Annotated in this window: 18 protein-coding genes; 4 read left to right on the top strand and 14 right to left on the bottom strand. The window is 62.4% G+C overall.

The window, feature by feature from the left end; all coding sequences use genetic code 11:
- Nucleotides 1-135: 135 nt before the first annotated feature.
- The 3 genes from G503_RS0110400 to G503_RS0110385 all read right to left on the bottom strand — a co-directional run bounded on the left by G503_RS0110400 (nucleotide 136) and on the right by G503_RS0110385 (nucleotide 4,353).
- Nucleotides 136-1,041: a helix-turn-helix transcriptional regulator gene (locus G503_RS0110400; RefSeq protein ID WP_169628168.1), complete on the bottom strand. Its 906-nt coding sequence runs from the start codon at nucleotides 1,039-1,041 to the stop codon at nucleotides 136-138.
- Nucleotides 1,042-1,567: 526 nt separating this feature from the next.
- Entirely contained in the window at nucleotides 1,568-2,521 is a 954-nt protein-coding gene (arcC, locus tag G503_RS0110390; protein ID WP_028027520.1) for a carbamate kinase, read from the bottom strand.
- Nucleotides 2,522-2,748: 227 nt separating this feature from the next.
- Entirely contained in the window at nucleotides 2,749-4,353 is a 1,605-nt protein-coding gene (locus G503_RS0110385; protein WP_028027519.1) for a C45 family autoproteolytic acyltransferase/hydolase, read from the bottom strand.
- Nucleotides 4,354-4,615: 262 nt separating this feature from the next.
- Here G503_RS0110385 and G503_RS0110380 point away from each other — a divergent pair, with 262 nt between their 5' ends.
- Together G503_RS0110380 and G503_RS0110375 are read left to right on the top strand one after the other, a co-directional pair.
- On the top strand, nucleotides 4,616-5,587 hold the full coding sequence (locus G503_RS0110380; protein WP_028027518.1) for a helix-turn-helix transcriptional regulator: 972 nt from the start codon (nucleotides 4,616-4,618) through the stop codon (nucleotides 5,585-5,587).
- A 787-nt stretch (nucleotides 5,588-6,374) separates the two neighbouring features.
- Nucleotides 6,375-7,553, top strand: coding sequence for an IS110 family RNA-guided transposase (locus G503_RS0110375; protein ID WP_051191134.1), 1,179 nt, complete (start codon nucleotides 6,375-6,377; stop codon nucleotides 7,551-7,553).
- 521 nt (nucleotides 7,554-8,074) lie between these two features.
- Here the strand turns inward: G503_RS0110375 and G503_RS0110370 are convergent.
- Nucleotides 8,075-8,362, bottom strand: a complete 288-nt coding sequence (locus G503_RS0110370) for a YerC/YecD family TrpR-related protein (RefSeq protein ID WP_028027516.1) — start codon at nucleotides 8,360-8,362, stop codon at nucleotides 8,075-8,077.
- A gap of 370 nt (nucleotides 8,363-8,732) precedes the next feature.
- On the opposite strand from G503_RS0110370, the gene G503_RS0110365 reads away from it, so the two are divergent.
- On the top strand, nucleotides 8,733-10,052 hold the full coding sequence (locus tag G503_RS0110365; protein WP_028027515.1) for an ATP-binding protein: 1,320 nt from the start codon (nucleotides 8,733-8,735) through the stop codon (nucleotides 10,050-10,052).
- 40 nt (nucleotides 10,053-10,092) lie between these two features.
- Here the strand turns inward: G503_RS0110365 and G503_RS14825 are convergent, their stop codons facing one another.
- The 8 genes from G503_RS14825 to G503_RS0110325 form a co-directional block, all read right to left on the bottom strand.
- A complete protein-coding gene (locus tag G503_RS14825; protein WP_051191133.1) occupies nucleotides 10,093-11,298 on the bottom strand; it encodes an MFS transporter in 1,206 nt (401 codons plus the stop codon).
- A gap of 22 nt (nucleotides 11,299-11,320) precedes the next feature.
- Nucleotides 11,321-12,661, bottom strand: a complete 1,341-nt coding sequence (locus G503_RS14820) for a uracil-xanthine permease family protein (protein WP_051191132.1) — start codon at nucleotides 12,659-12,661, stop codon at nucleotides 11,321-11,323.
- Between the two features lie 96 nt (nucleotides 12,662-12,757).
- Nucleotides 12,758-14,089: a uracil-xanthine permease family protein gene (locus G503_RS14815; RefSeq protein ID WP_084636534.1), complete on the bottom strand. Its 1,332-nt coding sequence runs from the start codon at nucleotides 14,087-14,089 to the stop codon at nucleotides 12,758-12,760.
- 128 nt (nucleotides 14,090-14,217) lie between these two features.
- The gene (locus tag G503_RS14810; protein WP_051191131.1) at nucleotides 14,218-15,141 is read right to left on the bottom strand and encodes a molecular chaperone TorD family protein; all 924 of its coding nucleotides are present in this window, start codon (nucleotides 15,139-15,141) and stop codon (nucleotides 14,218-14,220) included.
- Nucleotides 15,142-15,204: 63 nt separating this feature from the next.
- Complete coding sequence (locus tag G503_RS0110340; RefSeq protein WP_028027514.1) at nucleotides 15,205-16,065, bottom strand: DmsC/YnfH family molybdoenzyme membrane anchor subunit; 861 nt, start codon at nucleotides 16,063-16,065, stop codon at nucleotides 15,205-15,207.
- The gene (locus G503_RS0110335; RefSeq protein ID WP_028027513.1) at nucleotides 16,066-16,656 is read right to left on the bottom strand and encodes a 4Fe-4S dicluster domain-containing protein; all 591 of its coding nucleotides are present in this window, start codon (nucleotides 16,654-16,656) and stop codon (nucleotides 16,066-16,068) included.
- Nucleotides 16,649-19,507, bottom strand: coding sequence for a molybdopterin-containing oxidoreductase family protein (locus G503_RS14805; RefSeq protein WP_051191130.1), 2,859 nt, complete (start codon nucleotides 19,505-19,507; stop codon nucleotides 16,649-16,651). The genes G503_RS0110335 and G503_RS14805 overlap by 8 nt, the downstream gene beginning before the upstream one ends.
- Nucleotides 19,507-20,187, bottom strand: a complete 681-nt coding sequence (locus tag G503_RS0110325) for a hypothetical protein (protein WP_028027512.1) — start codon at nucleotides 20,185-20,187, stop codon at nucleotides 19,507-19,509. The genes G503_RS14805 and G503_RS0110325 overlap by 1 nt, the downstream gene beginning before the upstream one ends.
- Before the next feature lie 381 nt (nucleotides 20,188-20,568).
- Between G503_RS0110325 and G503_RS0110320 the strand changes: the two genes are divergently transcribed.
- Nucleotides 20,569-21,861, top strand: a complete 1,293-nt coding sequence (locus G503_RS0110320) for a helix-turn-helix transcriptional regulator (protein ID WP_169628167.1) — start codon at nucleotides 20,569-20,571, stop codon at nucleotides 21,859-21,861.
- 214 nt (nucleotides 21,862-22,075) lie between these two features.
- Here the strand turns inward: G503_RS0110320 and G503_RS14800 are convergent, their stop codons facing one another.
- Both G503_RS14800 and G503_RS0110310 read right to left on the bottom strand, forming a co-directional pair.
- Nucleotides 22,076-24,322 carry a carbohydrate-binding domain-containing protein gene (locus tag G503_RS14800; RefSeq protein WP_035022849.1) on the bottom strand — a complete coding sequence of 749 codons (2,247 nt, stop codon included), beginning with the start codon at nucleotides 24,320-24,322 and terminating at the stop codon, nucleotides 22,076-22,078.
- Between the two features lie 280 nt (nucleotides 24,323-24,602).
- Nucleotides 24,603-25,298 carry a DUF4956 domain-containing protein gene (locus tag G503_RS0110310; protein ID WP_028027510.1) on the bottom strand — a complete coding sequence of 232 codons (696 nt, stop codon included), beginning with the start codon at nucleotides 25,296-25,298 and terminating at the stop codon, nucleotides 24,603-24,605.
- Nucleotides 25,299-25,433: the final 135 nt, after the last annotated feature.

The following is a 25,433-nucleotide window of genomic DNA, read 5'->3' as shown; positions in this document are numbered from 1 at the left end:
ACTAACCCCTATAAAAATGCTCATTTTTAACCTATACCCTGGTTTAGTGCTCTATGAACTCTGGTTCATTCTGCCCAGAGCAGGCGTGAGCAAAAGGGAGCTGGATTCATATCGACCGATCCAGCTTAATCGGCGCTATAAATATTTGATTTTCTGCAGCAACTGCATCCTGTTGCCAACGCCGGCCTTTTGATAGATGTTATGCGTATGCGACTTGACCGTACCGACCGAGATAAACAGCAATTCAGATATCTCCTGTGTGCTCTTTTCTTCAAGCAAGAATCCCAAAATCTCTCGCTCTCGGAGACTGAGGCCAACAGATGTTGCATAGGTATCTACGACTTCTTCCGGAAGCCTCTCCGTCGAACCTTCATCATGAATCGGCTTCGCTGCGATCTTGCCAACAAAGAAATGCCCCGCAACAGCGATGAGATATACGGCAACGATTATTTGAAAAATATTCTCGCCAATATTACGGCTTCGAATTGCTCCACTGGCCACCAGACCCGCAACGTCATTACCGAGCCCATAGTATAGTCCCGTAACGACATCTTCAAAGACAATCACTATCCCAAGAATTCCAACCACTCTTAAGAATACATCTAACTTCAAAAACATGCTCTTCTGCGTTACCCTGCCGAAGGATTTGCTGCCGATAAAAGCTAGTACGACAACCAGAAGTTGGAATGGCAGCAGGTAACAAATATACAAGAACCCCGTACGCACCTCCAGCAAGGGAAACATGACGAGCCAAATGAACAAGAGCACTTCCACCAGTACTAATATCCATGCTCTTGATTTATCAAGAGCCCTCCTGAATAAACAACATACGAGAAAGACGGACGCACAATAGAGAAGCGACTTGGTCACCACGGGCGCTGAAAAATAACTATGGAGGTAATAGTAAATTGGCGAACCAGTCTCGTACCCTCGAACCATCAGCTCAATTAAGTACTGGCTTAGCATAAATAGAGCGATATACAGGTATTCCTTCTTCCGATCTCCGATAAAGAGAATTAAATACAGGGTCGCAGAGATCACACAGCCAGACCTTATTAACAAACTCATAATGGTAGATAGTACGAGCATCAGGCTCCATCCTTTATTTTGCAATGCAGATACCAGCAATAACGTCCCAGTGCGGATTCGCTTCCAAAGACAGTGTATCCGAAGTCGCAAAGGAAAAGCGGTGAACCGGAAACTGTATCGAGGTCATACCTGCATTCGGTAAATGAGTAGCTGCTAGATGTTTAGTACCAAGACGTGTTTACATTCGGGTGGTGGCAAACAAGGAGACCCCCGTCAAGCTGCGAGTTGTCGAGACTCATAGCGAGAAGGGGGCCTCCCGTGAAAACTGCATCCTACGTAAAGCTGGAATCGAGGAGTCGCCGCATCTATACGAAACCTTTCACCTCCGGCAAAACGAGAAGGTCGAGCGCATAGATCGTACGCTCGCCCAGGATTGGCGGCGTGGGAGGGCCCGGGAGAGCGAGACAGGGAGGGCTGAAGCCCTCCCCTACGGGATCGCTCCGCCAGGCCCGACCACGCGGGACCGAGCCCCGCGCGCCTAGGCGACGATGACGGTGCCGGTCTCGCCGCGCAGGCCGGCGGCCGCGCACTCCAGCGAGGTGATGAGGGCGCGGCCCTCGGGGAACTTCTCCACGTACTCGATGCAGGCCTCCACCTTCGGCAGCATGGAGCCGGGGGCGAACTGGCCCTGCCCGATGTACTCGCGGGCCTGGCTCACGGTCATCTCGGAGATCTCCTCCTGCTCGGGGGTGTTGAAGTTGACGCACACCTTCTCCACGGCGGTGAGGATCACCAGCATGTCGGCGCCCAGCTCGGAGGCCATGAGCGCGCTGGAGCGGTCCTTGTCGATGACGGCCGGGGTGCCCACGTAGCCCTCGGGGGTCTCGAACACCGGCACCCCGCCGCCGCCGGTGGACACGACGATGTAGCCGCCGTCCACGAGGTCCTTGACGGCGTCGAACTCGACGATGCGCCTGGGGATGGGGCTGGCCACCACCTGGCGCCAGCCGCGGCCGGCGTCCTCCTTCACGGTGATGCCCATGGCCTCGGCCTTGGCCCTGGCGGTCTCCTCGTCCATGAACGCGCCCACGGGCTTGGTGGGGTTCTGGAACGCCGGATCGTTCTCGTCCACCACGGTCTGGGTCACGATGCAGGCCGTGGAGCGGGGGATCCCGCGGGACTTGACGTCGTTTAAGATGGCCTGGGACAGCTGGTAGCCGATGTAGCCCTGGCTCATGGCGCCGGCCTCGGGGAAGGGCATGTCCGGGGTCTTGTCGTCGTTGGCCGCGGCGTAGGCGAACGCGTTGTTGATCATGCCGACCTGGGGGCCGTTGCCGTGGGACACGACGACGTTGGTGCCCTCCTCGATCATGTCGACGATGTGCTTGGCGGTGTTCTGCACGAGCTCCAGCTGCTCCTGGGGCGTGTTGCCGAGGGCGTTGCCGCCCAGGGCGATGACGACGGTCTTGCCGTCGCCCTTTTCGTATGGCATGGGGATTCCTTTCCTAACGGGATCTGTTTCTGGCAAAGCGCCGAACGGGAAGCCGTCCACCAATCACGAGGGGCACATCGGCGGACAGCTGATCTCAGCATGGCGCGTCGGCATAGGATAGAAAAGATCAAACCGAGATTATTTTTCTCCGCTACGTCCCTAAACCACGATAATCCCTCCCTGCGACCTGCACATTCAGTACCGGGGCAGATCGCAGGGCATCAAACCTACTCGCGGCCCTTCAGCAACTGCGCGGCAAAGGTTTGCGCTTCGCAGAAATGCGTGACGGCCTGTCCATAAGAGGAGAGCGCCTCGGTACTGTCATCAGAGGAACCAGCCACATTGAGGTCGTTGAATCCCAGCCAAATCGCGCGGCGCGCCTGGTCGAGCTTCTCCCGCTCCTCCTCGGAGGGCTCTTCCTGCTGCTCCCGCAAAGCCTTCCCGGCAAGCCAGATGCGATACTCGGCCTCGGCATAGGCGGTCTCAGCCACAGCGGCTGGTGAATCTTCGAGGGTAATAGTGCAAAATACACCGGGAGCTTCAGGAATGGCAGAGAGCAAGTCGTCACTCTGCCCCTGCATCAGGAACACCTTTCTCTCATCGGGAATCATGATGTTGCTGAAAAGCGTCTTGTACTGAACACTGCGCCCCTCGGGACTCCATAGATCCTTGGGATCCTCGAACGGCTCCTCCTGAAGCGTATCGGTAATCCACTGCGTGCCGTCCCAATACTTCGTGCAGCCCAGCATCTCCTCCGCATAGGGCTCGTCGATCTTTCCGTAGTTCTCCTTGATAAGCTGCTCGTAGCTCTGGTAGCGAGGAATGGAATCCCACAGGCCGCCCATCCACTCGTCTTTGTAGTTGGCCTCGGCCGCCTTCTCGTCGATAAAGTAATTGGTTGCGATGAGGTAGTCCTTCTCGCCGTGATCGCCCGCCTGCCGCACCGCCTGCACCGCCGGCGTATACTCGACGATGTACGCCTGCTGGGGATCGAGGAACTGGGCGTTCTCGGCCGAAGCCGGCATGTGCTCCAGGAAGCGGTCCTTCGCATCGGCAGCGTTGTCGTAATGCATGATGATGTCGAACTTCGCCGCCATGCTGTCAACGGAAAACGTGCTGTCCTCGGGCCGCGACCCCATGCCGCCACTGCCCGTCAGACCGAGGCCCTTATCGTTCAAGGCAAAGCCGCCGCCAGCCTGGCCTGCCCACGGCGGGCAGACGATGAAGCTGTTTCCGTCCTTTGGGTAGCCCACCACAACACAGGTGCACGCGCCCACATTCCAACCTTGATCGAGGTTGTTGCCCGCGATCATCTTCCCGTCGGCTGTAGCATCGCCCCAGGCGGAGAAATGGCTGCACGTCTGGGTGCCGGCAACATCGCCTTCCTCCGGCGGCATAATCAAGATAGGAAGATTCAAGTTGATCAGACGCACGCCGTCGTAATCGACTCCAGAGCCCTCGGCGATGCCCTTCCACATCTCCACCGCATCGGGGGTCTTCTCGCTCATGATCTTCTCGAATTCGTCGAGTCGTTCGACGATGGCCTCCTTCGACCCCCAAATGGGAAGGGCGGAAGCCTCTATGGCCGTGGCATTGCGCTGAATGTAATCGGCGCAGGCCTTTCCGTATTGAACTCCCATTTCGTAGGGAGTGCCCGAAACGATGACAACGGGACGCACCGCCGGCGGCACGACATCGGTCGCGAAACCATCCTGGGGCTCTTGCGCCGATGCCGGCGTCGCGGCGCTCGACGCACCAGCTCCCTGATTACCCTGATCGGCGCAACCAGCAAGACCCAGACCAAGACCCGTGCCGGCAATGCCCAGGGCCATTCCGACCCCTCCCGCCAAAAATGTACGGCGGCTCACTCTTTCAAGCCATGCAGAATTCATCCCACGTTCCTTTCTCCTCCGATTGTCCCAGCTTGGCCGATCCCGCAGGAACGGCCAAGCCCTGCTTTGCAGCAAACCATCGACCGGGTTGTCGGAAAAGAAAGAACAGGGTGCAATAGGAAAGTAAACCTTGTTCTTACTTGCCCTAATCTCTCGAGTTTAGACAAAATATATTGACTACGGGACAGAGAGGGGATCCATCATGGCCGAGCTGATTTCCCTGGGCGTGTTCATTTACACCATAGGCCTTCTCCTGCTCTGCGCCTTCTCCGCCAGCATCTGCCTGTGCGTGTTCTTCGTTACCCGAAACCGCGTGCAGGCGGCCATCGCCGTATTGTGCTCAAGCTATCTCCTGGAAACAGCGGTAGCCTTCTCGTGGGGTTATGCAGGCGTGCCGGGAATCAGCTACGATGCCGAAGGCGCCGTGGGAGCCATGCTCCTCATAATTCAGTTCGCCCTCTCGTTTTCCTTGCTCGCATCGGTTGCAATCGTTGCGCAAGAGCATGTGAACGGATCTCTCCAACGCTATCTGTCCATTCCCATTGGCGTTCTGCTGGTGGCAGCCGCCCTCTCCTTCATCGTCGGGCGCGATCAGACGCTTTACCAGTGGCTCTTTCTCATACTGCGGGAAGCCGCCGTTATTGCGTTGTTGGCCGCGGGACTTGTAGCGTACCGGCGCATCGGAAACGAGCTCGGCCGACGCGCCCTTCGCGATTTCGCCCACCTCTCCGCCTTCTGCATCGGCTGCATGGTAGTCACCGCCCTTTTCGACACGTTCGTGTTTCTCAACACTCCGCTTATCGCAAGCGGCTCCCTGTCTCCATGGAGCGCGTTTTTCGAGCGGAACTTCTTCGAGAACCTCGCGGTCATCGTGCTCTGCATTCACGCCATGCGGCAAGGGTGGAAAACCCTGGCGCTGCGCTTCGAATCGCCGCTGGCCACCGACGGCGTCGTGTCTGAGGTGCAGCTCGCCCGCTTCGTCGAACGATTCTCCCTGACACTTTCCGAGAGAAACGTGCTCGTGCACGTTATGGAAGGCAAGAAGATCAAGGTCATCGCCAGCGACCTCTATATCTCGGAGGGTACCGTGAAAACGCACCTCAGCCATATCTACAAGAAGACCCATTGCGCGAATCGCTCCGAACTGCAACAGACTTTCTGGAAATTCGTTTAGACGCCGAAAGCTTCGCTCCATCAGAGAGAGGGAGGTGGGCCGCCGACGGACGGGCGGCCCGACGGCGGCCCGACGGCAGGGGCGGGCTGATGAAGTGACCCCTTGTAAATAACGCGCCCCGGAACCGTTTTCGTTGAAACACCCCTGTTACGCGGGGAAATAGGGGCTCCCATCAACACCGCAAGATACCCCGCCCACCCATGCCTCGAGGCGCAATAGCTCCGACCCCAAAACACACGAAGGCCCGCGGGAGGGGGACCCGCAGGCTTCGCGTTGCGGCGACAGCGAGACGAGGAGAAGCTTCGCCGCTCAGTAAAACAAGAAGAGAGGAGGTGTCGCAGGTTCAGACTTGCTGCCAGGCTTGGCGCCTATGGCTCGTCCGTTCCTTCTGACAAAAGTTATAATATGGTAACTTATTCAGCAGCACAAGGTAGTTTACCGAGGTTTACATTTTCTTCACAAGCTGATGGAATCGGGTCGAACAGTCTCGCGCCCCCGCCGTGCCGCCCATTACAGTTAGAGCCGCCCCGCAAGGGCGGCTCCCTTTATCTTTCCCGCCTCGGGGTCTAGCATTGGGGGCGGCCCCGGACGGGGCCGCTGGCCGGCCGCGCCGGACGGCCCTTCGCCCCTGCCTCGCCGAAGGCCCGGGGGGTGTTGCCGCCGGCGCGGCTGCGGCCGCGGGGGACGACTGATAGAGATCTGCCGGGCGGGAGCCGCCACGGCCGGGTAATGTGGGTGTCGCGCACCGCGGCGGGACCGGCCAGCCGACCTGCGGAGAGGATACACCATGGAAGAGAAGCGCACAACGGCGCGGGCCGAGTTCCTGGGCTTCGACGTCGGCAAGGCCTCGCACTGGGCGTGCGGGCTCGACGGCGCCGGCCGTGTCGTCCTGAGCGAGAGGGTGGCCAACCGGGCCGCCGACATCGACGCGGTGATGGCCAGGGCCGCCCCCGGCGCGCTGGTGGCGGTGGACCAGAAGCGCAACATCGGCGCGCTCGTCGTGGCGCGGGCCCGGGCGGCCGGCAACCCCGTCGCCTACCTGCCCGGGTCGGCCGAGAAGGCCCTGCGCGACGCCGAGCGGGGCGTCGCCAAGACCGACCGCATAGACGCCGAGGTCATAGCGAGGGCGGCGCTCGGCATGCCCCACGTGCTGCGGCCCCTGGCCGAGGAGGCACCGCGTGCGGCGTCGGTGCGGCTGCTGGCCTCCCAGCTGGACTTCTGCGTGAGGTCGAGGACCCAGGCCAAGAACAGGCTGCGGGCGGTGCTCCTGGAGGCCGACCCCGCGCTGGAGGCCGCCGTCGACCCCTCGTGCGCCTGGCACATGGCGGTGCTCGCCGGCATCGGCGGCCCCGCCAGGTGCGCCGAGGCGGGAGTCAGGCGGTTCAGGGCCGTGGCCGAGAGGGCGGGCGGGGCCACCCGGGCGGCCAGCTCGCGGCTCTGGGACGCCCTCTCGGCGTCGGCGGCCGGAGGGCCCGCGGCGGCGCAGGGCGAGCTCGCCCGCATGCTGGCCCGCGGCATCCTGTCGCTGGACGCGGAGATAGCGGAGGTGGAGGCCCTGATGGCCGCCGAGCTGGAGTCCGACGAGACGTACCGCTGCCTGCTCACGGTGCCGGGGATCGGCCCCAAGACGGCCGCCGCCCTGGTGGCCGGCGTCGACATCTCCCTGTTCCCCAGCCACGACAGGCTGGCGAGCTACTGCGGCGTCGCCCCCGCCGACAGCCAGTCCGGCACGAGCGTGCGCTCCTCCAGGCCGCAGCGGGGCGGCAACAAGGCCCTGAAGAACCTGCTCATATTCTCCTGCAACTCGCTCGTGGGCACCGGGAACAGGTTCGGCAGGTACTACGACGAGTGCCGGTCGAGGAACATGCGGCACAACGCCGCCCTCAAGGCGGTGGCCCGCAAGAGGCTCAAGGTCATCTGGGCCATCATGAGGGACCCGAGGCCGTACGAGGAGCCGGCCGCCTAGGCGCCGCCCCGGGACCCGGCCCTGGAGGGGGCCTGGCCAAGTGCGGCCAAATCCCCACTGTGCCGAGCCAGCCAAGGGGTTGACAAAACTATAGAGACACCCCCCTCGCGCCTTCCCGCGCCTCGCCAACCACGAATTATCACGGGAAAGTGGACGGTTATTTACACGACGGTAACTAACCGCATGGGTGAGCCATAGGGTCAAGAATCACGGCCTATACTGCACTCAGCGAAACGGAAAAGAATTGAAATCCTCCTTTTCCCCTTTCCTTTCCTTCTTCTCTCTTTTGGAAGCCGGGATCCCCTCATTCACCTGGCTTCCGCGAGAACGAGATCTCCCCAATCCGTTCTCGACCCCACAAAGAAGCGGCCCCATCCCAGGCCGCTTCTTTGCTTTTATATCAGGGGACGGGCCGTGAAGCCCCCCCTCCGCCTCGCTGCAACCGCGCCGCATCACGAGAGCGCCACCCAACAGACCGTCACCCGACGGACTGCCCCCAGACGGGCCCCGCCGCGGCCGCCCTAGGCCTCGTCCAGAATCGCCAATGCCTTTCCGTAACCGCCCGCGCCGTAACTGAGGCACTTGGACACGCGCGCAATAGTGGTTGCCGACGCGCCGGTCTCGGCCTCGATGGCCGCATAGGACTTCCCCGCCGCCAGAAGCCGCGCCACCACCAACCGCTGCGACGTCTCGCGAATCTCGCGCACGGTGAACAAATCTTCCAGCAGCGAGAAAATGGCATCCGGATCGTCCATCGTCGCCAGCACCTTCAGCAGATCGTCCACATCGGCGGTGCGAATATCAGCCATCGGTTTCCTCCCGTACCTCGCAAGCCCGAAAGCTCGTCACCGGCCTTGTATCAGTGTGGTTCATTGTACTCCAATACGCTAAAGCGGTAGAGCACGGGACAAGGGAACTCCAGAGAAAGCGGACGCAGCACGGCACCACACCACCGCCGCTCCGTTAGAAGGGCGCCCCTCCCGTAGGGGCGGCCTCCAGCCCGCCCACCCCACAACAAACATTCCTAGGCCACTTTTACGTCGGAAAAATTGGCATTTGTACCACTTTTACGTCGGAAAAATTGGCATTTGTGCCAATTTTCAGGTGGAATATCTCATTTCGGCCAGTAAAATGCCTATGGCCGTGATAATCTTCGAGCAGTGGAAAGGAGACCTTGCCATGGAACGATTCGCCATGAAGGACCTCATCGCCTGGAAAAACTCTCCGCGTCGTCGTCCGCTGCTCGTGCAGGGCGCGCGGCAGGTGGGAAAAACCTGGCTCATCAAAGAATTTGGCCGCGCCAACTTCAACGACATAGCCTATGTGAACTTCCTCGAAGACGAGGCCATGGGGCGGCAATTCGATGGCGAACTGGCTCCCTCTCGACTGCTCGACGCCATGAGCTTGTACACGGGCGTCAACGCCAAAGACCCGGAAACGCTTGTCGTTCTCGACGAAATCCAGGAGTGCCCCCGCGCTCTTACCGCCCTGAAGGCCTTCGCCGAGCGCAGTCCGGAAACGGCGCTCGTCGCTGCCGGGTCGCTTCTGGGCGTTGCCCTCCACCGAGGCGTTTCCTTCCCCGTGGGGAAAGTCGACCATCTCTTCGTCTACCCCATGACTTTCAACGAGTATCTGCTGGCCACAGGCAACAAACCTATGCTGCAAGCGCTGGAGCATGCCGACTTCGACTTGGTCGACTCTCTCTCCGAGCGCTACATCGAGCAGTTGCGCAACTACTACTTCGTCGGTGGCATGCCCGAGGTGGTTCAGGTGTTTCTGGATACCGGCAGCTTCAGCGATGCGCGCAAGCAGCAGGACCGCCTCCTGTTCGACTACGAGCACGACTTTTCCAAATACGCCGACGCCTCTCTCGCCGAGAAGATCCGCCTTGTGTGGAACTCGGCGCCGGGACAACTCGCCCGCGAGAACAAGAAGTTCATCTACTCCGCCGTCCGAACAGGAGCCCGAGCGCGCGGTTACGAGGAGGCCATACAGTGGCTCGTCGATGCCGGCCTGCTCCTACGGGTCAACCGTATAGCGAAGCCGGGATTGCCCCTGGCCTCCTACGAGGACCGGGATGCTTTCAAGATCTACCTTTTCGACGTGGGCCTCCTCGGTGCAGCAAGTCGACTCGACGCCTCGGTACTCGTCGAAGGGCACGAGCTGTTTTCCGAGTTCAAGGGCGCTCTCACGGAAAACTACGTGTGTCAGGAACTTGTCGCCTCGGGAAAGGTGGTCCCCTATTACTGGTCAGCCGAGAACTCCTCGGGCGAGGTCGACTTCGTCTACGACTACGGCCGCTCGGTCGTGCCCGTGGAGGCAAAGGCGGCCACGAACCTGAAAGCGAAGAGCTTGCGGCTGTTCGTGGAACGCAACCACCTCAACCGGGGTCTGCGCCTGTCTCTTTCCCCCTTCAAGGAGCAAGATTGGGTGGTGAACCTCCCCCTCTACGCCGCAGGCCTGCTCCCCGATTGGTTCGCGAGAGCCCAGAAGGGCTAACCGGTGCAGCAGACGACATGGCCGCCGCAGCGCAGGAGGCTCATCGCCGCCACAGATTACGACAGGCCCAACGAGCGAGAAGCGAGCCCACCGTGCAGACGAGAGCCGCGAGCAGCCACGCACCCTCATAGCCGAGGGCGCTTTGGGCTTCCCCTGCCACACCCTGGATGCCCGACATTGTGCCCACAGAGGCAAACGGTCCGATAGAGGCAGCAATTTGGACGGCCATCGTCATTATGGTGACGCCCAGGGAGTGCTGGTTCAGCGCCAGGCACCGCAGCCCTGTAGTCTGGAAATTGGCACACACCGTGCCGCAGCCGACAAACACCACCAACATCCCCGCCAGCAGTGTGATCTCGCTTGCCATCCAGGCGGCTACGGCCATCAGCACCGATCCAGCAGCCGCCACGGCCAAACCTCGAGAAAGCAAGGGGGCGGGACCTCGGCGGTCGAGCCAGCGACCGCCGGCAAGCGACGCGACAGCATAGGCCACCACGAGCGGGCCCAGGCACAGCCCCGAGAGGGCCGGGCCGAGGTGGGCGCATTCTTCCAGATACAGCGGGCCCATGACGTTAAGGGAAAAGTAGATGCTCATGGTGAGCACCACGAGCAGGGCCGCGGCGACAAAACCGCGGTTGAGCAGCACCCCGCGAAGAGAGACGAAGCTCCCTTGGACGTCGCCGCGTCTCGAGGGCCTGACGGCGACAAGGCCCCACAGACCTATAAGCGCCGAAGCCACCAGGGGAACCACGAACACGCTATGCCAGCCAAAGGCGCTGACAAGGGCACCGGTGGCCACAGGCGCCACGGCGGGGCCCAAGGCGATCATGCCGTTGCCCACGGCGAGATAGGTGCCCAATTTCTCCGATGCCACCGTTTCCAATATGGCGTTCATCATAAGGGGGATGAAAATGCCCGTGCCCACAGCCTGCACGAGCCGCGACGCAAACAGCACCGCAAAGGTAGGGGCCACCAGACCGCCCATCGACCCGAGTGCGTTGCACGCCAGAGCGACGAACAGTAACGTCCGCGGGCCGAGCCGTCGATACAGGGCCGCCATGGCCGCCACAACGAACACCGTGACTACCATGAACCCCGTCACAAGCCACTGCGCCGTCATGGCATCCACGGAAAACTCGCCCATGATGGCAACAAGCGCCATGTTCACCAGGTTCTCGTTGAAGCCGGCGATAAAACCGCCCGCAAAAAATCCTATGAGACGACCCGCGGCATTCCGCGCGCTCATGAAAGAACCAACCGCCTCACGCCTACCCCTTCTCGCTCGATCCGTTCTCGGCCCGCTCGAAATCGCGGGCCAGATCATCATAGCCTTCTCGCGGCACAGGGGGAGCCTCCTCGGTCCCCGCATCGGGGGAACGGCCGGGTAGCACGAGGTTCAGCACAATGCCCAGCAGCGCCGCCACGGCCAGCCCCGGCACGGAGTACTCACCGACGGGAATGCTCACGCCCATCGACTGCATGCCGATAGCCGCGATAGCCGGACCGCCGAAAATGATGAGGTTCCGGGAATCGGTCATGTCGACGGCGTGCTCCACAAGCATCTTCAGGGCATTGCAGGCAATCAGCCCGAATATCACGATGGACACCCCGCCGATAACCGGATCGGGAATAGTGCCCACCAGCGCCCCCAGCTTGGGACAGAATCCGCCAACGATGAATGCCGTGACGGCAGCGTACCAGAATACTTGGGTCGCATAGACGCGCGTCACGTTGAGCACGCCGATGTTCTCAGCGAAGGTCGTCGCCGGAGGTGCCCCCAGAAGGCCGGCGACGGTGGTGGCCAGGCCGTCCCCCAAAAGCGAGCGCCACAGAATGGGATTGTAATTCCTGTGGGTCATCTCGCCGATGACAAACAGATGCCCGATATGCTCGATCACCACGATAATCGCGATAGGGCTCACCAGCACAATGGCCGTCACATCGACGACGGGCAACGTGAACTCGGGCAGGCCGATCCAAGCCGCCTCAGCCACAGGGGTGAAGTCCACCATGTCGAAAGCACATGAAAGGCCATAGGCCACCGCGGCCCCGACCAACACGGGGATGGTATTCAGCACCCGCTTCCCGAAGCACGCGCACAGCACGACCACGAAGAAGGCCACCCCCGCCACAACGAGCGTCTGCCACAGCGTCTCGCCCTCGGGCACGGTGAGCGCCTCCGAAACCGCCGTGGTAGCCAGCCCACAGCCAATAACGAAGATGATCTCAGCCATGACCACCGTGGGAATGAGCCGATCGATCCAGCGCGTTCCCGCCTTACGCACCACCAGAGCGCACACGACGAACACCAGGCCGGCCCCCACAATGGCCGAGCCGACCCCGGCCACTCCCGCCGTAGCGCTCGCAATAACCACTGGCCCCACGAAACTGAAGGAAGGTCCCAGGTAGCTCGGAATTTTCCCCTTCGTTGCCACGAGGTACAACGCCGTTCCGATACCCGAGCACATCACAGATACCGACGGCGAAAATCCCATGAGCATGGGCACGAGCACCGTTGCTCCGAACATTGAGAGGAAATGCTGTAGGCCCAGAGGCAGCGCCTGGTACCAGGGAAGCCTTTCCTCGACATCTACCACTCTCTTGCCCATGATGGACACCCCTTGTCAACGGCGCGGTGCCGAGCGAGCGCACAACTCTCTCGGCACCGCGACCCCTTGCTTGAACGGATGGGAAACCACAGCGCCTTAGGGCTCGACCAACTCGTCGTAGACCTGGACCTTACCGGCGCCCTCGGCCGCCGTCGTCGCCGTCACCGGCTTCTCGCCCTGAGATTCTTTGGGCAAGACGAGGTTCAGGATCACAGCCAGCACCGCAGCCAGCAGCAGGCCGGGAACATTGAAGGAACCCAGGGGGATGGACACGCCGGTGGTCATCATGCCGATGCCCACGATGAGCGAGGCGGCAGCGATCATGAGATTGCGATTCTCATTGAAATCCACTTTGGCATCCACGAGCAGCGACAGACCGTTGCCGGAGATGAGTCCGAACAGCAGGAACGACACGCCGCCCAGCACGCAGTTGGGAATGGAGTAGAACAGCATGGCCAGCTTCGGGCAAAAACCGCCGATGATCATGGCGAAAGCGGCCGTCCACCAGAAGATACGGGTGGAATAGCACTTCGACAGACCCATAACGCCGATGTTCTCGGCGATGGAGGTCAAAGCCGGGCCGCCCAGGAAGCCGGAAGCCACCGTGCCAAGGCCGTTGCCGAGCAGCGAAGAGGAGAGGTACTTGTTGCAGTCCTCGCCGGAAAGATTGGTCACCGTCATCAGGTGGCCGATATGCTCGACTACGAGCACCAACGCAATGGGAGCGATAACGAGCAGGGCATTCACGCTAAACGTGGGCAGCGTCACTTCGGGAAGGCCGATCCAAGCCGCCTCGTTGATAGCGGTGAAGTCCACCATACCCAGGGGAATGGCCACGATATAACCCACCACGATACCGATGAGCACGGGCACCATCTTAAGGAAGCCGCGACCCCAGGAAGATGCCGCCACGGCCGCGAGGAACGTGACGAACCCAACGATGCAGCCCATCGTGTCGAAGGTCTCCGACGCACCGCCGTCGAACATCACGGAGTTGACCGCCGTGGCCGACAGACCCACGCCGATGACCACGATGATGCAGCCGGTCACTACCGGCGGCAGCACCTTGTCAATCCAGCCGGTGCCGGTAAGCTTCACAATGCCCGCCACCACGCAGAGCGCCACACCGACGGCCACAATACCGCAGAGCGCGCCCGAGATGCCATCGACGGCCGTCACCACGGCCATGGGCGTGATGAAGCTGAACGACACGCCGAAGTAGCTCGGCACCTTGTTGCGCGTGCAAATAAGATAGATGATGGTGCCAAGGCCGGTGCAGAACACCGCCAGCGCCGGATTGAGCCCCATGATCATGGCGGGCACAATAGCGCCACCGCCCACGAAGGCCATCAGGTGCTGCAACGAGTACACAATGGCCTTCCCCATGGGGACCTTATCCCCAATGGCGTAACCTCCGTCTTGTCTCATAACGAAACCTCCTTTTCTTTCCCGCCGTGCTTTCCTGCACGGCGCTTCAACCATTTGACGGACCCGAATGCCAACGATGGTGCCGGCGCGGGTCGATTCACGGACGCCCCGGCAAAGACGCCGAGCCCCTAAAGAGACAGCGCCTTCTCGGGGCACACCGCCACGCAGGCACCGCAGGCGGTGCAAGCGTTCTGGGGCTCATGCTTCCTATTCGCCACCGGATCTACCGCTTCGGGGCACACAGCCGTGCACCGGTCGCAGGTCATGCCCTTCACGCGCAGGCAACGATGACGATTAAGCTGCGGATAGACGCCCTCTTTGTCGGCAGGGACGGCATTGGCCAGTTCCCAGCGGGCAAGATCGAACGAGCGGTCCTTTGCCTTCTCATCTTTCACCAGATCGCGAAGCACCTTGGCATCCAGGGTGAAGAAGGCACCGGCCGCCTCCAGAAGCCCGCGGTAGAACCGCTCGTCCACCAAGCGCGCCGCCAGAGCGGAGAACTCCGGGTACCAATTCAGGATATGGTGCTTGAGGAACGCCTGGGAAAGCAGGAGATTCTCACGCAGGGCCGTCATATCGGACGCGGCGCGCGCCTCAACGGCACGATCGGCCAACGTCGCCATGAACTCGCACATAAAGGCCAGGTGATCCTCGGGAAGATCGATGCCCTCCGCCAGCTTGAGCGCCTGCTTCTTGTAGATGTTGTACACCTTGCCCCGCGCTGTGCCCATGTAATGCTGCGTTGCGTCCACAAAGGCGCTCTCGTAGGGCAGGGCGTAACGGCCGGCTTCATCGCGCATACCCAGAAACGCCGCCGTGAAATCGCGTCCCAAGAAGGCGCGCGTGCCCGTGTGGCGCTTCTCCAGATAACGCTCCATGACGTGCATGCCGTGATCGAACGCAGCGTCCTCGCTCTTCAGGGAGCCGATTTGGGCCGCTGCAAGCGCCTCAATGTCATCCTGGGAGAGCGGCGCCCTGAAAAGACGGCCGAAAAGGCGGTACAACTTCGCACGGTTCGCCTGCACCAGGGAGAACTCGTCGGGGGTCATCATGGTTTCCCCACCTTTCTTTGACAGGGCGGGCACGATCCTTGCGGACAGGCCCGCCGAAAATAGCTAGCAGTTGAGAATGGCGCTGCGATTTGCTTGGGCGTCCTCGAAAAAGAAGAGGAATCCCGCACCGACGATCCACATGAGCATGCGCAGGCTGAGACCCCCCGCCATGGCGGCAACGAAACCGACGGCCACCACCGCGACGAAAGCCATCGAAGGCAGAGGAGCGAGCAGGATCGCCGCGCAGGCCAGAGGCACCACCAGGCCGCAGACCACGATGCCGACCCAGAACAGCGTCGGGTTCTTCTTCGCCGTCTGCATCCCCAAATGCCCCAGGTACGCGGCCACCGTCACTGCCGAGAAGACAGCGCAGGCGGCCAGCAGCAGCTTCATGGGCAACTCCATAGCCCAGACGCCCCCTGTCGCCACCGACACCGCCGCGTAGAGAAACCCGCCGGCCACAAGCGCCGTGCCCGTATAGGCCAAAGGCAGCTTCTTCGTATTCCAGGTGGGCTTTGATGAGATGAGGTAGCCATGGCCCGTTACAAAAGCCAGCACGACGCCGGCCAGCGCGCCAGCCATGCCGAGCACGAGGCGCACCAGCTCGTTGTCGAACCACAGGCACGCAGCGCCATAGGCCGCCATGAGCGCCGATACCACACCGAGCATGATCAGCTCCACGGAAATGCCCGAGAAGGACAGCAGATGGGTCACGGCCGCAAAAGCGTGACGCGGCGTGGCCAGATGCATCATGGAGCAGACGGCGCCCACCACAACGAGCACCAACGAGACGCCCGTCGCCCAGAGCGTGACCGTCGTCGACTCGCCGAGAGCGCCGGCCACGCCCGCGAAAGCGAAGCAGCATCCGCCGCACCCCGCAAGCATTGAGAACAGAACGAGGGGCCACTGAATTTTCGGTGCCATTTACACCAGCTCCTTCCAATGAGCCATTGAAGGCGAGAGGATATAGCGGGTCAGGGGCTCTTCGCCTTCGGGAGCGCCCAGCGTGTGAATGCACGCGTCGTCGTACTTGGCCAGTTCCCGGGAAACAGCCGAATCCGGGTCGTCCAGATCGCCGTAGAACCGGGCGCCGCCGGGGCAATTGTGCACGCAGGCCGGATCGGCCTTGCCATCGGCGGTCAGATGCTGGCACAGCGTGCACTTGCGGGCCACGCCGTCCTCTTCGCTGAAGCTGCGCACACCGTAGGGGCAGGCGTACAGGCAGTACTGGCAGCCGATGCACTTCGCCTCGTTCACCAGCACAATGCCCGATTCGCTGTCGCGATAAGAAGCGCCCGTGGGGCACACCTCCACGCAGCGCGCATGGGTGCACTGCTGGCACTGCACGGGCAGGTTGTAACGTTCGATGTTCGGGTAGGTGCCCGTAGGTCCTACCTGCATGACACGGTTGTAGAAGGTGCCCAAGGGCAGGTGATTCTCGAATTTGCAGCTCACAATGCAGCTGTCGCAACCGGTGCATCGGTCGATGTTGATGACAAGGCACTTCCTAGGCATGGCAGGCCCCTTCCTCGGTACGGGACTCGAAGGTGCGGCTGGGCATGAGGGGCTGGAACTGCTCCGGCTCGGTCCACAGGCCCTCGGGAGCCTCGGCTTTCCTCACGTTGACGCGGTAACCGCGCCAGGAAGCGGAGGCGAAGTTGTCGTTGACCACATCATCGCGGGCCATGAGGTTCACGTTGCACTGGCGCCAGCCGCCGCTCATGGTCTTGGTGGAATGGTCGTAGCTTTCGGGGAAGTAGAAACGCTCCATCATCACCACGCCGGGACGCACGCCCTCGGTGAGGTAGGCGCGGCCGCGCGTGGCACCGCGACGGCTCGACAGCTCCACCCAATCGCCGTGGGCCACACCGAGGGCCGCGGCATCGCGGGGGTTGATGCGCATGTCGGGAACGGGAATGAGCTCGCGGCTGTAGGGAGCGGTGCGCAGCGTCGTGTGGTGGTAGTGGGCCACGCGCCCCGTCGTGAGGTAGAAGGGGAAATCCGGATCGTCCTGGAGCATGTTCTCGCTCTGCTCCTTGTAGGTGCACACGGCATCGTACTCCGGCCACGTGCCGTCGGCGGCCACCTGGGTGTAGGGGAAGTGATAGGGAAAACCGGTGCGGCCGTTCAGCACCGCCATGGTCACATAGGGCTCGCACTTGCGAGACAGCGTGGCGAATCCGGCAGGCAGCCCATCGTCCACGATATCCAAGTGCTGATAGAACTGGTACAGTTCGTCAATAGGCACCGTGAGCGTGTGATCCTCGGAGTGCTTCACAGCCTCGGGCCAGCTTTCCACGCCGAACATCTCGGCCCAAGCCGGATAGATGTCCTCCTTGGTGCGATAGGTACCGTTGAATTGGAAGTCGCGGCAGAGCACCGCATCATCGCTGCCGAGCTTTTCGCACAAGCTGTCGACGATACGCGTCACGCAGATGAACGGATCCTCCGTTTCGCCCATATGCACGATTTGCTTGCGCATGAAAGTCTGGTTGAACTGGGTGGTCGTCTCGGTGGCGTGCTCGAATTCCAACCACTCCTGCATGGGCAGGAACAGGTCGGCGTCCTCAATGGTAGTGGAAGTCATGTGGGGCTGCTGGTGCACGCAGAAGTCGATGTTGGCGTAAGCCTCGTTCCACTGCTCGCCGTTGCTCATGACGCAATACTTGTTGCCGGACTGCTCCCAGCGCACCGAGATCTTGTAGGGCTCGCCGGTCAGCAACGCCTCGCGCACCGGTGCCAAGGCGTTCAGCTGCCACTGGTGCACGGCCTTGTGCTCCAGCGATCCCAAGCGGGCCAGCTGGTAGTCCACAAAAGCCTGCTGCTTGGCCTTGCCATCGACACCCTTCGCATTCCAGCGCTCCACAGCTGCTTGGGAACGGCGAAGGTTCTCGCCCTCGGTCAGGCCCACCGTCCAACCGATGCCGAAGGTCTCCTGATAGGGACGGTTGCACCAGAAGTGGGTGGGGCGCGCGGTGTGGCGCGATTCGGGCTTCTGCTCGGTGAGCACCACGCCCGGCTTGTTCACCTTGCCGCACAGCATATCCAGAGCCATAGTACCGAAGATGAAGTTCGAGGACAGCTCGCTCATATCGGCGAACTGGCCAGTGCCGATACCCGAGAGCGTAGTGGCGTACAGCTTGATCGCACGCTCGATAGTGTCGGCATCGACCCAGGTGAGCTCAGCGGTTTTCTCCAAGGTGAAGTCCTCGCAGGCCTCCCACTGGATTTGGCCAGCGCTCTTGCACAGACGCCCGTTCACCTCGGCTTCGCAGAATACCACGGGATCGACCGGAGAGTCCTCCGGGGCGGTGTAGGGGAAGGGCTGCACGCTGTTGGTGCGAGCATCGAAGCACACGTAGGCCGGCGTGTCGTACACGTCGTTGGGATCAGCCGACGGGTTCACGTAATCGGGCCACACCTCTTCCGCCTTCAGCGGCAGACGCGTGTCCGGGTCCACCAGGAAGGGGTAGTTGGTCCAGTACTTGCAGAACTGCTCGTCGTAGAGCTTGTTCGCGATGATGTAGTTGAACCAGCCCAGAAGCATGGCGATGTCGCCCATGGGGCGGATGGGCAGCCAGATGTCGGCCTTGGCCGCCTCCTCAGTGTAGTAGGGGTCGATGACGATGGTCTTTATACCGCGCTCCCGCATGTCGGCGTTGGCCCGGGCGGCGTAGGCGGCGCCGGAGGCGCTGGTCTGGGCGCCCCACAGCACCACGCACTCCATGGCCGGCTGCCAGGCGTTCCACATCTCGCGGGCGTTGTTGCCCTCGTGGCGGTTGTTGGAGCCACCGCGCATCCACTGACCCGCGCAGTCGGCGGGCAGATAGCACTGGCAGCCACCGCCAGAAATGCACACCGGAGCACCAATGGCATCTTGGGTGACGCGCTGGAACACGTTACCGTAGGTGCCGCCACCGCCAGCGCCCACCATGATGGAATAGGGGCCGTACTTCCTCGTAGCCAAGGCCATCTGCTCGCCCACGATATCGTAGGCCTCATCCCACGACACGACTTCCCAGTCGTTGCCGCCGCGGGATCCTACGCGCCTCATGGGATGCAGTACGTGGCGCGGGCTGTACACCAGATGCTGCTGGTTGAGGGCCTTGGTGCACAGGCAGCCCTGGGTCAGGGTACCGTCGTAGTCGCCCTCGATCTTCACTACCACGCCGTCTTCGGTGTACACCCACAAAGGACAGCAGTTGTAGCAGCCATGGCAGCAGCTGTGATGGCGCTCGCGCAGCGGGGCCGAGCGGGCAAACTGCTCGTCGGTCTCCACGAGAGAGGCGTCCGAGGCCCAGTCGATGCCCTGCACCTTCTGCGCCATGTGGGCGAGCTTTCCGTAGCTCGACTTCCGTGCCGCCATTACTTGCTCCTTTCGTTTGAGGTCGCGAAGCTCGCTCCGGCCGGGGTGGTACTCCAGGCCTCGTCCCACACCAAGCCGCCGGCCTTCTCCAGGTGCGCCACCAACGCGCTAGGGTACAGAGGCAGCCCGGACTTCCCGTTAAGCGAGGGCAGGGAGAGCTGCTTGCCGAGTAGCGCCTCTATTTCCGCAAAGGCTTTGGGCTCGCTGGCCGCGCGCAGAATGGCACGGTAGGCGTCGTTGCGCTCCGGCGTGCGGGCGAACAGCTCTTCCAAGCGCACCTCAGGACGATGGGCTTGGGCAACCTGGACCCCAGCCGGTGTCGTCTCCAGAGCGCAGAACTGCACGAGTTCGTCTGCTGCGTCCTCATCCAGAGATGCCAGACGAGCCGGATCCACGGGGTTGCCATCCCGATCCAAATCGATGCGCGCAAGGCCGCCGGCCTCGACGAGCATGAAGGCGATAGCGGCTTGGCTCTGATCGACATACTTGAATTCCGGGTAACTTGCGATTTCGTCCTCCACCTCTGCCAGAAGCCGGCGCTGGCGGCAGAAGTCCAGGACTTTGCCCATAATCTCCGTGAAGGCGCCGCGGCGATGCAACGCCTTCTCGACGCGCGCCACGGCGGCCCCGTCGGGCTGGCCCCCAGGGACGGCGGTGCTCGGGCAAATCGAGTCTGCCATGATGCGTCTCTCCTTCCTCGTTGAGTTTCCCGCACATAATTGATGGCCCGAGCCTACCAGCGCGGCCAAGGGGGAAACCATCGTTGAAGTGGTTGATTTTGAGTGCAACGGCCCATCCATCAAAACGTTGATTTTTAAGAAATGCCAGTTCAAGGCTTTGTAATTCGAAAGCTAAATTGTTGCGGCCCAAAATAGCGCTTTCTATAATGGGACGAGCGCAGCGAAAGGGGAATCATGTCGGACGAATCGAGATCACTGTTCTTCATGCGAACGTTCGGCTTCGCCCTTTTCTGGATATGGCTCTTTTTGGTGGCCGTATCGCCCTCTCCGTTGTTCGGAGCGCTTAAAGGATTGGGGAGCCTCCCCTTTGAGGTATGGGAAGTGGGCGCGCGCCTCTTACTTCTCTCGCTCTCCCTTGCGGCCACCCGCCTACTCACCACCAGCCGAGGACGCTGGGTCTACCCCGTCTGCTGCCTTGTCGGCGGCCCCGTCGCCGCCCTCGCCCTTTCCTCTGCCGCCACCCCTGAGGCCGTAACCTTGGCGGCCTTCATCACGGCCGTCGTCGATGTGGCTATGCTCATCATGTGGCTCTGCTATTTCGGCTATGCGAAAATCGGCGATATCGCCTTCATGCTTGCCTGCTCCTACGCCCTGGGCTCGATACTGTACCTGGCCGTCGTTGCTGCGGGCGAGACGGCGATGCTCGTCGCCGCCATCACAAGTCCTATCTTGTCGGGAGCGCTGTTCGCCTATTTCGTGAAGAACCCTCCGTCCCTCGCTTCCGAAGGGCTGTTTCAAGCCTCCCCCGCTGCAGGCCGACGCCCGAAGCTACCGGCGGCCCTCAGGCGGCTGGCCATCGGTCTTACCCTGTACGCCTTCGTGTTCGCTCTCTTCTCGAGCCGTACCGCCGTCTCCGAATATACATTCTCCAGCGGACCGCTCGTACAAGCCCTCGCCAGCATCGTGCTTGCCGCTGTCGTCATCGCGGCCATACGCCTCAGCGATGTGAGCGGCGGCCTTTACGCGCTCTACCGCAGCGTGCCGTTGGTATTCGGCGAGGGCGGCGCCCTCTTCCTCGTATTGCCCGCCGGACTCTCCCTGTGCGCGGGCTTCTTCGTCATGTTCGGCTATCTTCTCTTCGAGGCGCTTTCCTTCAACGATTTCTGCAATGCCACCAAAACCAACGACGGCTCGCTCTTGCGCTCGATGCTCATCGTGCGCATCGCCGGCTCCCTCGGCATTTTCCTCGGCTGGGTGCTGGGCGCTCCTCTCAGCGCCGCGCTGGATCCCGATCAATCGAGCCGTCTGATAATCGCTCTGTGCTTTGTTGTCGTCATCGTTGCCGCGTCGCTCGTCTTCACGGACAAGGCCATGGGGACACTCGGCACCATCGCCGGCATGCGAGCCCGTCAGGAGGCCGCCGAGGCGCGTCTCGACAAGACGCGGCTCATTCCGCTGTTCGCCACCGAGCACGACCTCTCGAAACGCGAGGCCGAGGTGCTAGAGTACCTGCTGCAAGGCCGCACCATGCAGTACACTGCCGAAAAACTGTTCATCGCCGAGTCCACCGCCCGCTCCCACGTTCACAAGATATACCAGAAAACCGAGACCCGGGGCCGTATGGAGCTTATCGACCGCTTCGAGCAGTTCTGCTCCGAGCATCCGAAAGTTTAGCAGCGTTTTTGTGGTGCCTCTATGATCTGGCACCCAACGCGGGGGGGTGCCAAACGCAGAGGCACCACGACTGGAACCCTCAAAAACGTTTCGAGATAGTCACGCCAGTCTGAGAGCCGACCCCGCACTCGACACCAGCGGCCACACAGATACGGGCACCCCAAATCGGGGCGCCCGCGGCGCTCTGGCGGAAGAGAGTGCGGCGCGGAAATGCTTAGACTAGAGCTTCTGCCGCGCTATCCTGGCCCTGCCGCTGGCTCGCGCCGCCCCGGCCCTGCTGCGGAGTCGCGTCGACATCTTGGGCGCCAGTTGCATTGCCCCGGGCATCGCGCGCGTCGCCCCGCATGCCGCCGCGCTGGCCGCCCATGCGGGCCGCCGGCGTCGTGGATGCCGCAAACTCAGTCGCCGCGCCATCGACGGTCACCGCGCCCGTATCGCCTTCCGCAAACTGCGGCGCCGAGACGACGACGCACTGGAAGGCAACGGGCGCCGTATAGTCGACCACCGTCGCACCCGCCGCATCAGCCACCGCCACGCTCGCGCCCGCCGCGCCCTGGGCCATTACCAGCGCGAAGGGCTGCGTGCCCTCGGTGAAGGTCTCGGCCATGCCGGCCGCGCCGGCCAAAAGCACCGTACCGCCCGTGATAGTGGCGCCGTACTCGTAGTCGAGGGCGCTGTCGCCGTTGCCGGAGCTGGTGCCGAGCAACGTACCGCCCGTCACCTCGATGTATCCGTTGGAATCGACGGCATCGCCGCCGGCCTGGATGGTCACCTTGCCGCCGTTGATCTGGATGAGGCAGTCCTCGCTTGCGTTGGCGCCCGCCGGGCCGCCCATGCCGCCGGGGCCACCCATGCCGCCTCCGCCAGCACCACCCCGGTCGTCCTGGGGCATCTGCCCGGGTTCCGCGTTCTGCTCCCCCTCGGGAAGCTCGGGCCGCTCGCCGTCCTGCGCGCCCTCGGGGCGTTGGGGCGCCTGCCCCTCCCCCATGCCCTCGGGCATCTCGGGGCGCTCGCCCTCGGGCAGCTGCGAAGGGTCGGCGTCCTCGGGCATCTCGGGCCGCTCGCTGCTCTGCGGATCGAGGCCCTCGGGGGGCTCAGGCGCCTGGTCGTCTGCGCGCTGCCCATCTTGCGGCCGCTGTCCCCCCTGGCCGGCCGCAGAGCCGCCAAGGCGATCGTCGGCGTTGCCGGAAGCACCGGGATCGGCTCCGTTCGAGTCATCGGCTGCCGCATCGCCTGCTACATCCCCGGACCCGGCAGCATCGCCGACCGCCTCGCTGTTCTCGTCGGAACGCTCGGCCACGGCAGCGTTGATACCGTCGTCGGCGGCCACGATATTCAGCTCGCCGTCGTTGACGATCACCTTCTCCGCCTCAATGCCCTCGTCGCTGCCCGCCACGGTCAGCGAACCGCCGTCCATGGTGAAGCGGGTCTCGGGGTTCATGCCCTTGCCGCCGGCCTCCACGGTGAAATCGCCTCCGGTCATGGCGGCCTCCACCTCGGAGCGCAGAGCATGATCGGCGGCCCGCACGGCACCTTCACCGCCCGTGATGCGCAGATACGTGGCCGCCTGCACGCCGTCGTCCTGCACATCCAGCGCGAACGTGCCGCCGTCGATGGACACGAACCCGCGAGTGGGATCCTCGTCGTTGCTCGACTTCACGCCGTCGCCGCCCGCCGTAACCGTAAAGGAACCGTCGGCGATCTTCACGCAGTCCTTGCCGCGCAGCCCGTCCTCCACCGCCGTCACGGTAATGGCGCCGCCCGTCACCACCAGGTCGTCCTTCGAGTTCACGCCATGACGGTAGTTGCCCTCCACCGTCAGCGCGCCCGTACCGTTGATGGTCAGGTCGCCCTTCGAGAACAGCGCCGCGTTCGGCTCGTCCTCCCCTTCTGCCAGGGCGTATTCCGCCCCGTCGGCCAGGGTGTTCTGCGAGCCTTCGGCCAGAGTGACGAACACCTTGTCAGCCTGTCGCACCTCCAGCGCCGCGCCATCGGCGTTGCGAATGGAGGCACCCGCCAGCACCACCTGCACCTTGTCCTGGTCGGTCGCGTTCACCACAAGTGCTCCGTCAGCCAACTCGCCCGACACCACGTAGGTGCCCGCCGCCGAGATGGTCACCGTCGAGCCGTCAACAGCGGCACCGTCGCCCGCAACCGAGGCCCCCGTGCCTGTCAGTGTAATGATCGTCGCCGCAGCCGCATCGTAGGACGCGTCCTTGTCGTGATCGGTGTAGTCGAAGTCCATCCCGTCGATATCGATGAGCGCATCCCAATCGACCGCCTCGGTTGTCGCGGCGCCCGTCGATCCCTCGCGCGTATCGGCTTCCCCGCCGTCATCGCCATAGGTACCGCCCGCGCACCCGGACAGCGCCAGCGTGGCCACGAGCGCCGAGGCCACCGCCCCACGCGCCCACCGTCGCCGCTGCTGCGCCACCGCTTCCAACATGTTCACCTTCATCATGCAAATCCTCCCAATAACGTATTACGTTTCCGTTCCATTCGGGAAAGCGAAACCTCTCGAGGTGGTTCCCCGGCGGCCTGATCGTGGACGTCTGAGCGCCCTCGGAGAATGCGGCCTTCGAGAAGCAGATTCCACGTCAGCACCAACGATTGCGAGATAGTACCGGCTTATGTGCGTCATCCTCTCTGCTTCCTTGGCCGCATTCGCAGAGGGATCCAAGCGAAGTCGGCCGCGATCAGGCGGCCGGGGAATCCCGCCCCAACGGGGGCATCCGACCGCCCTACAGCGTCTCGCGCCCCTGAGGCACCATCCCCAGCGTGATCTTCAAGTTGCCGTTCAGGCAGCGAAGCTCGTCGATAAGCGCCTTTTCCGCCCCCGGTGCGCGCAGCCGCAGCTGGTAGGTCAGCTGGAACAGGCTGCCCATGTTGGTAGTCGTCACCTCGGTCAGCTCCGCCTCGGCGGCATAGCGCCCCAGCACCTCGTCGAACACGCCGTCGTATTCCAAATCTTCGGGAATGGTGATGCGCAGCGTCTTGCCCGGCTCGCGCGGGCGCCCGAAGGGGCTCAGCACGAACAGCAGGTTCACCACGGCCACCACCAGCGTGAACACCACGGCGAGCCCCAGAAAGCCCATGCCCGTGGCCAGGCCCACCGCCATGGCCAGAAACACGCTACCGATGTCTTTCGCCGAACCGGGGATGGAGCGGAACCGCACGAGGTTGAACACGCCCATGACGGCGATGCCCGCGCCCAGATTCCCGTTCACCAGCGTGATGACCATCTGCACGATGAGCGGCAGCAAAGCCAGGGTGACCACGAAGTTCTTCGTATAGGCGTGACGGAACATGTATACGGCGGCACAGGCCGCACCGAGCACGATAGAGGCGACGCAGCACAGCAGGAAATCGGCGGTCGATACGGCGCCCACCAGGGACTCCGTCGTACCGAATACGGAGCTGAACGTTGACTCAAGCATGGGATTCCTTTCTCTCTTGCACGTTTTTCGCGCAATAATGGCCAAAAAGTCGAGTTATGCGCTGCGAATCAAAGCGAAAACGGCCCAGACCCCCTGCCGGAGGGCCAAAAAAGACAGTTTTTCGAGAAATCGAGG

Origin of the sequence: Adlercreutzia mucosicola DSM 19490 (assembly GCF_000422625.1) — a bacterium.
GTDB lineage: Bacteria > Actinomycetota > Coriobacteriia > Coriobacteriales > Eggerthellaceae > Adlercreutzia > Adlercreutzia mucosicola.
This window is presented reverse-complemented; position numbering and strand designations above follow the sequence as displayed.

What these genes read in the sequence shown, in the direction of transcription:
- arcC (WP_028027520.1), bottom strand. Translation starts at nt 2,521, where the DNA reads ATGCCATACGAAAAGGGCGACGGCAAGACCGTCGTCATCGCCCTGGGC.
- G503_RS0110385 (WP_028027519.1), bottom strand. Translation starts at nt 4,353, where the DNA reads ATGGCCCTGGGCATTGCCGGCACGGGTCTTGGTCTGGGTCTTGCTGGT.
- G503_RS0110380 (WP_028027518.1), top strand. Translation starts at nt 4,616, where the DNA reads ATGGCCGAGCTGATTTCCCTGGGCGTGTTCATTTACACCATAGGCCTT.
- G503_RS0110375 (WP_051191134.1), top strand. Translation starts at nt 6,375, where the DNA reads ATGGAAGAGAAGCGCACAACGGCGCGGGCCGAGTTCCTGGGCTTCGAC.
- G503_RS0110370 (WP_028027516.1), bottom strand. Translation starts at nt 8,362, where the DNA reads ATGGCTGATATTCGCACCGCCGATGTGGACGATCTGCTGAAGGTGCTG.
- G503_RS0110365 (WP_028027515.1), top strand. Translation starts at nt 8,733, where the DNA reads ATGGAACGATTCGCCATGAAGGACCTCATCGCCTGGAAAAACTCTCCG.
- G503_RS14825 (WP_051191133.1), bottom strand. Translation starts at nt 11,298, where the DNA reads ATGAGCGCGCGGAATGCCGCGGGTCGTCTCATAGGATTTTTTGCGGGC.
- G503_RS14820 (WP_051191132.1), bottom strand. Translation starts at nt 12,661, where the DNA reads ATGGGCAAGAGAGTGGTAGATGTCGAGGAAAGGCTTCCCTGGTACCAG.
- G503_RS14815 (WP_084636534.1), bottom strand. Translation starts at nt 14,089, where the DNA reads ATGAGACAAGACGGAGGTTACGCCATTGGGGATAAGGTCCCCATGGGG.
- G503_RS14810 (WP_051191131.1), bottom strand. Translation starts at nt 15,141, where the DNA reads ATGATGACCCCCGACGAGTTCTCCCTGGTGCAGGCGAACCGTGCGAAG.
- G503_RS0110340 (WP_028027514.1), bottom strand. Translation starts at nt 16,065, where the DNA reads ATGGCACCGAAAATTCAGTGGCCCCTCGTTCTGTTCTCAATGCTTGCG.
- G503_RS0110335 (WP_028027513.1), bottom strand. Translation starts at nt 16,656, where the DNA reads ATGCCTAGGAAGTGCCTTGTCATCAACATCGACCGATGCACCGGTTGC.
- G503_RS14805 (WP_051191130.1), bottom strand. Translation starts at nt 19,507, where the DNA reads ATGGCGGCACGGAAGTCGAGCTACGGAAAGCTCGCCCACATGGCGCAG.
- G503_RS0110325 (WP_028027512.1), bottom strand. Translation starts at nt 20,187, where the DNA reads ATGGCAGACTCGATTTGCCCGAGCACCGCCGTCCCTGGGGGCCAGCCC.
- G503_RS14800 (WP_035022849.1), bottom strand. Translation starts at nt 24,322, where the DNA reads ATGATGAAGGTGAACATGTTGGAAGCGGTGGCGCAGCAGCGGCGACGG.
- G503_RS0110310 (WP_028027510.1), bottom strand. Translation starts at nt 25,298, where the DNA reads ATGCTTGAGTCAACGTTCAGCTCCGTATTCGGTACGACGGAGTCCCTG.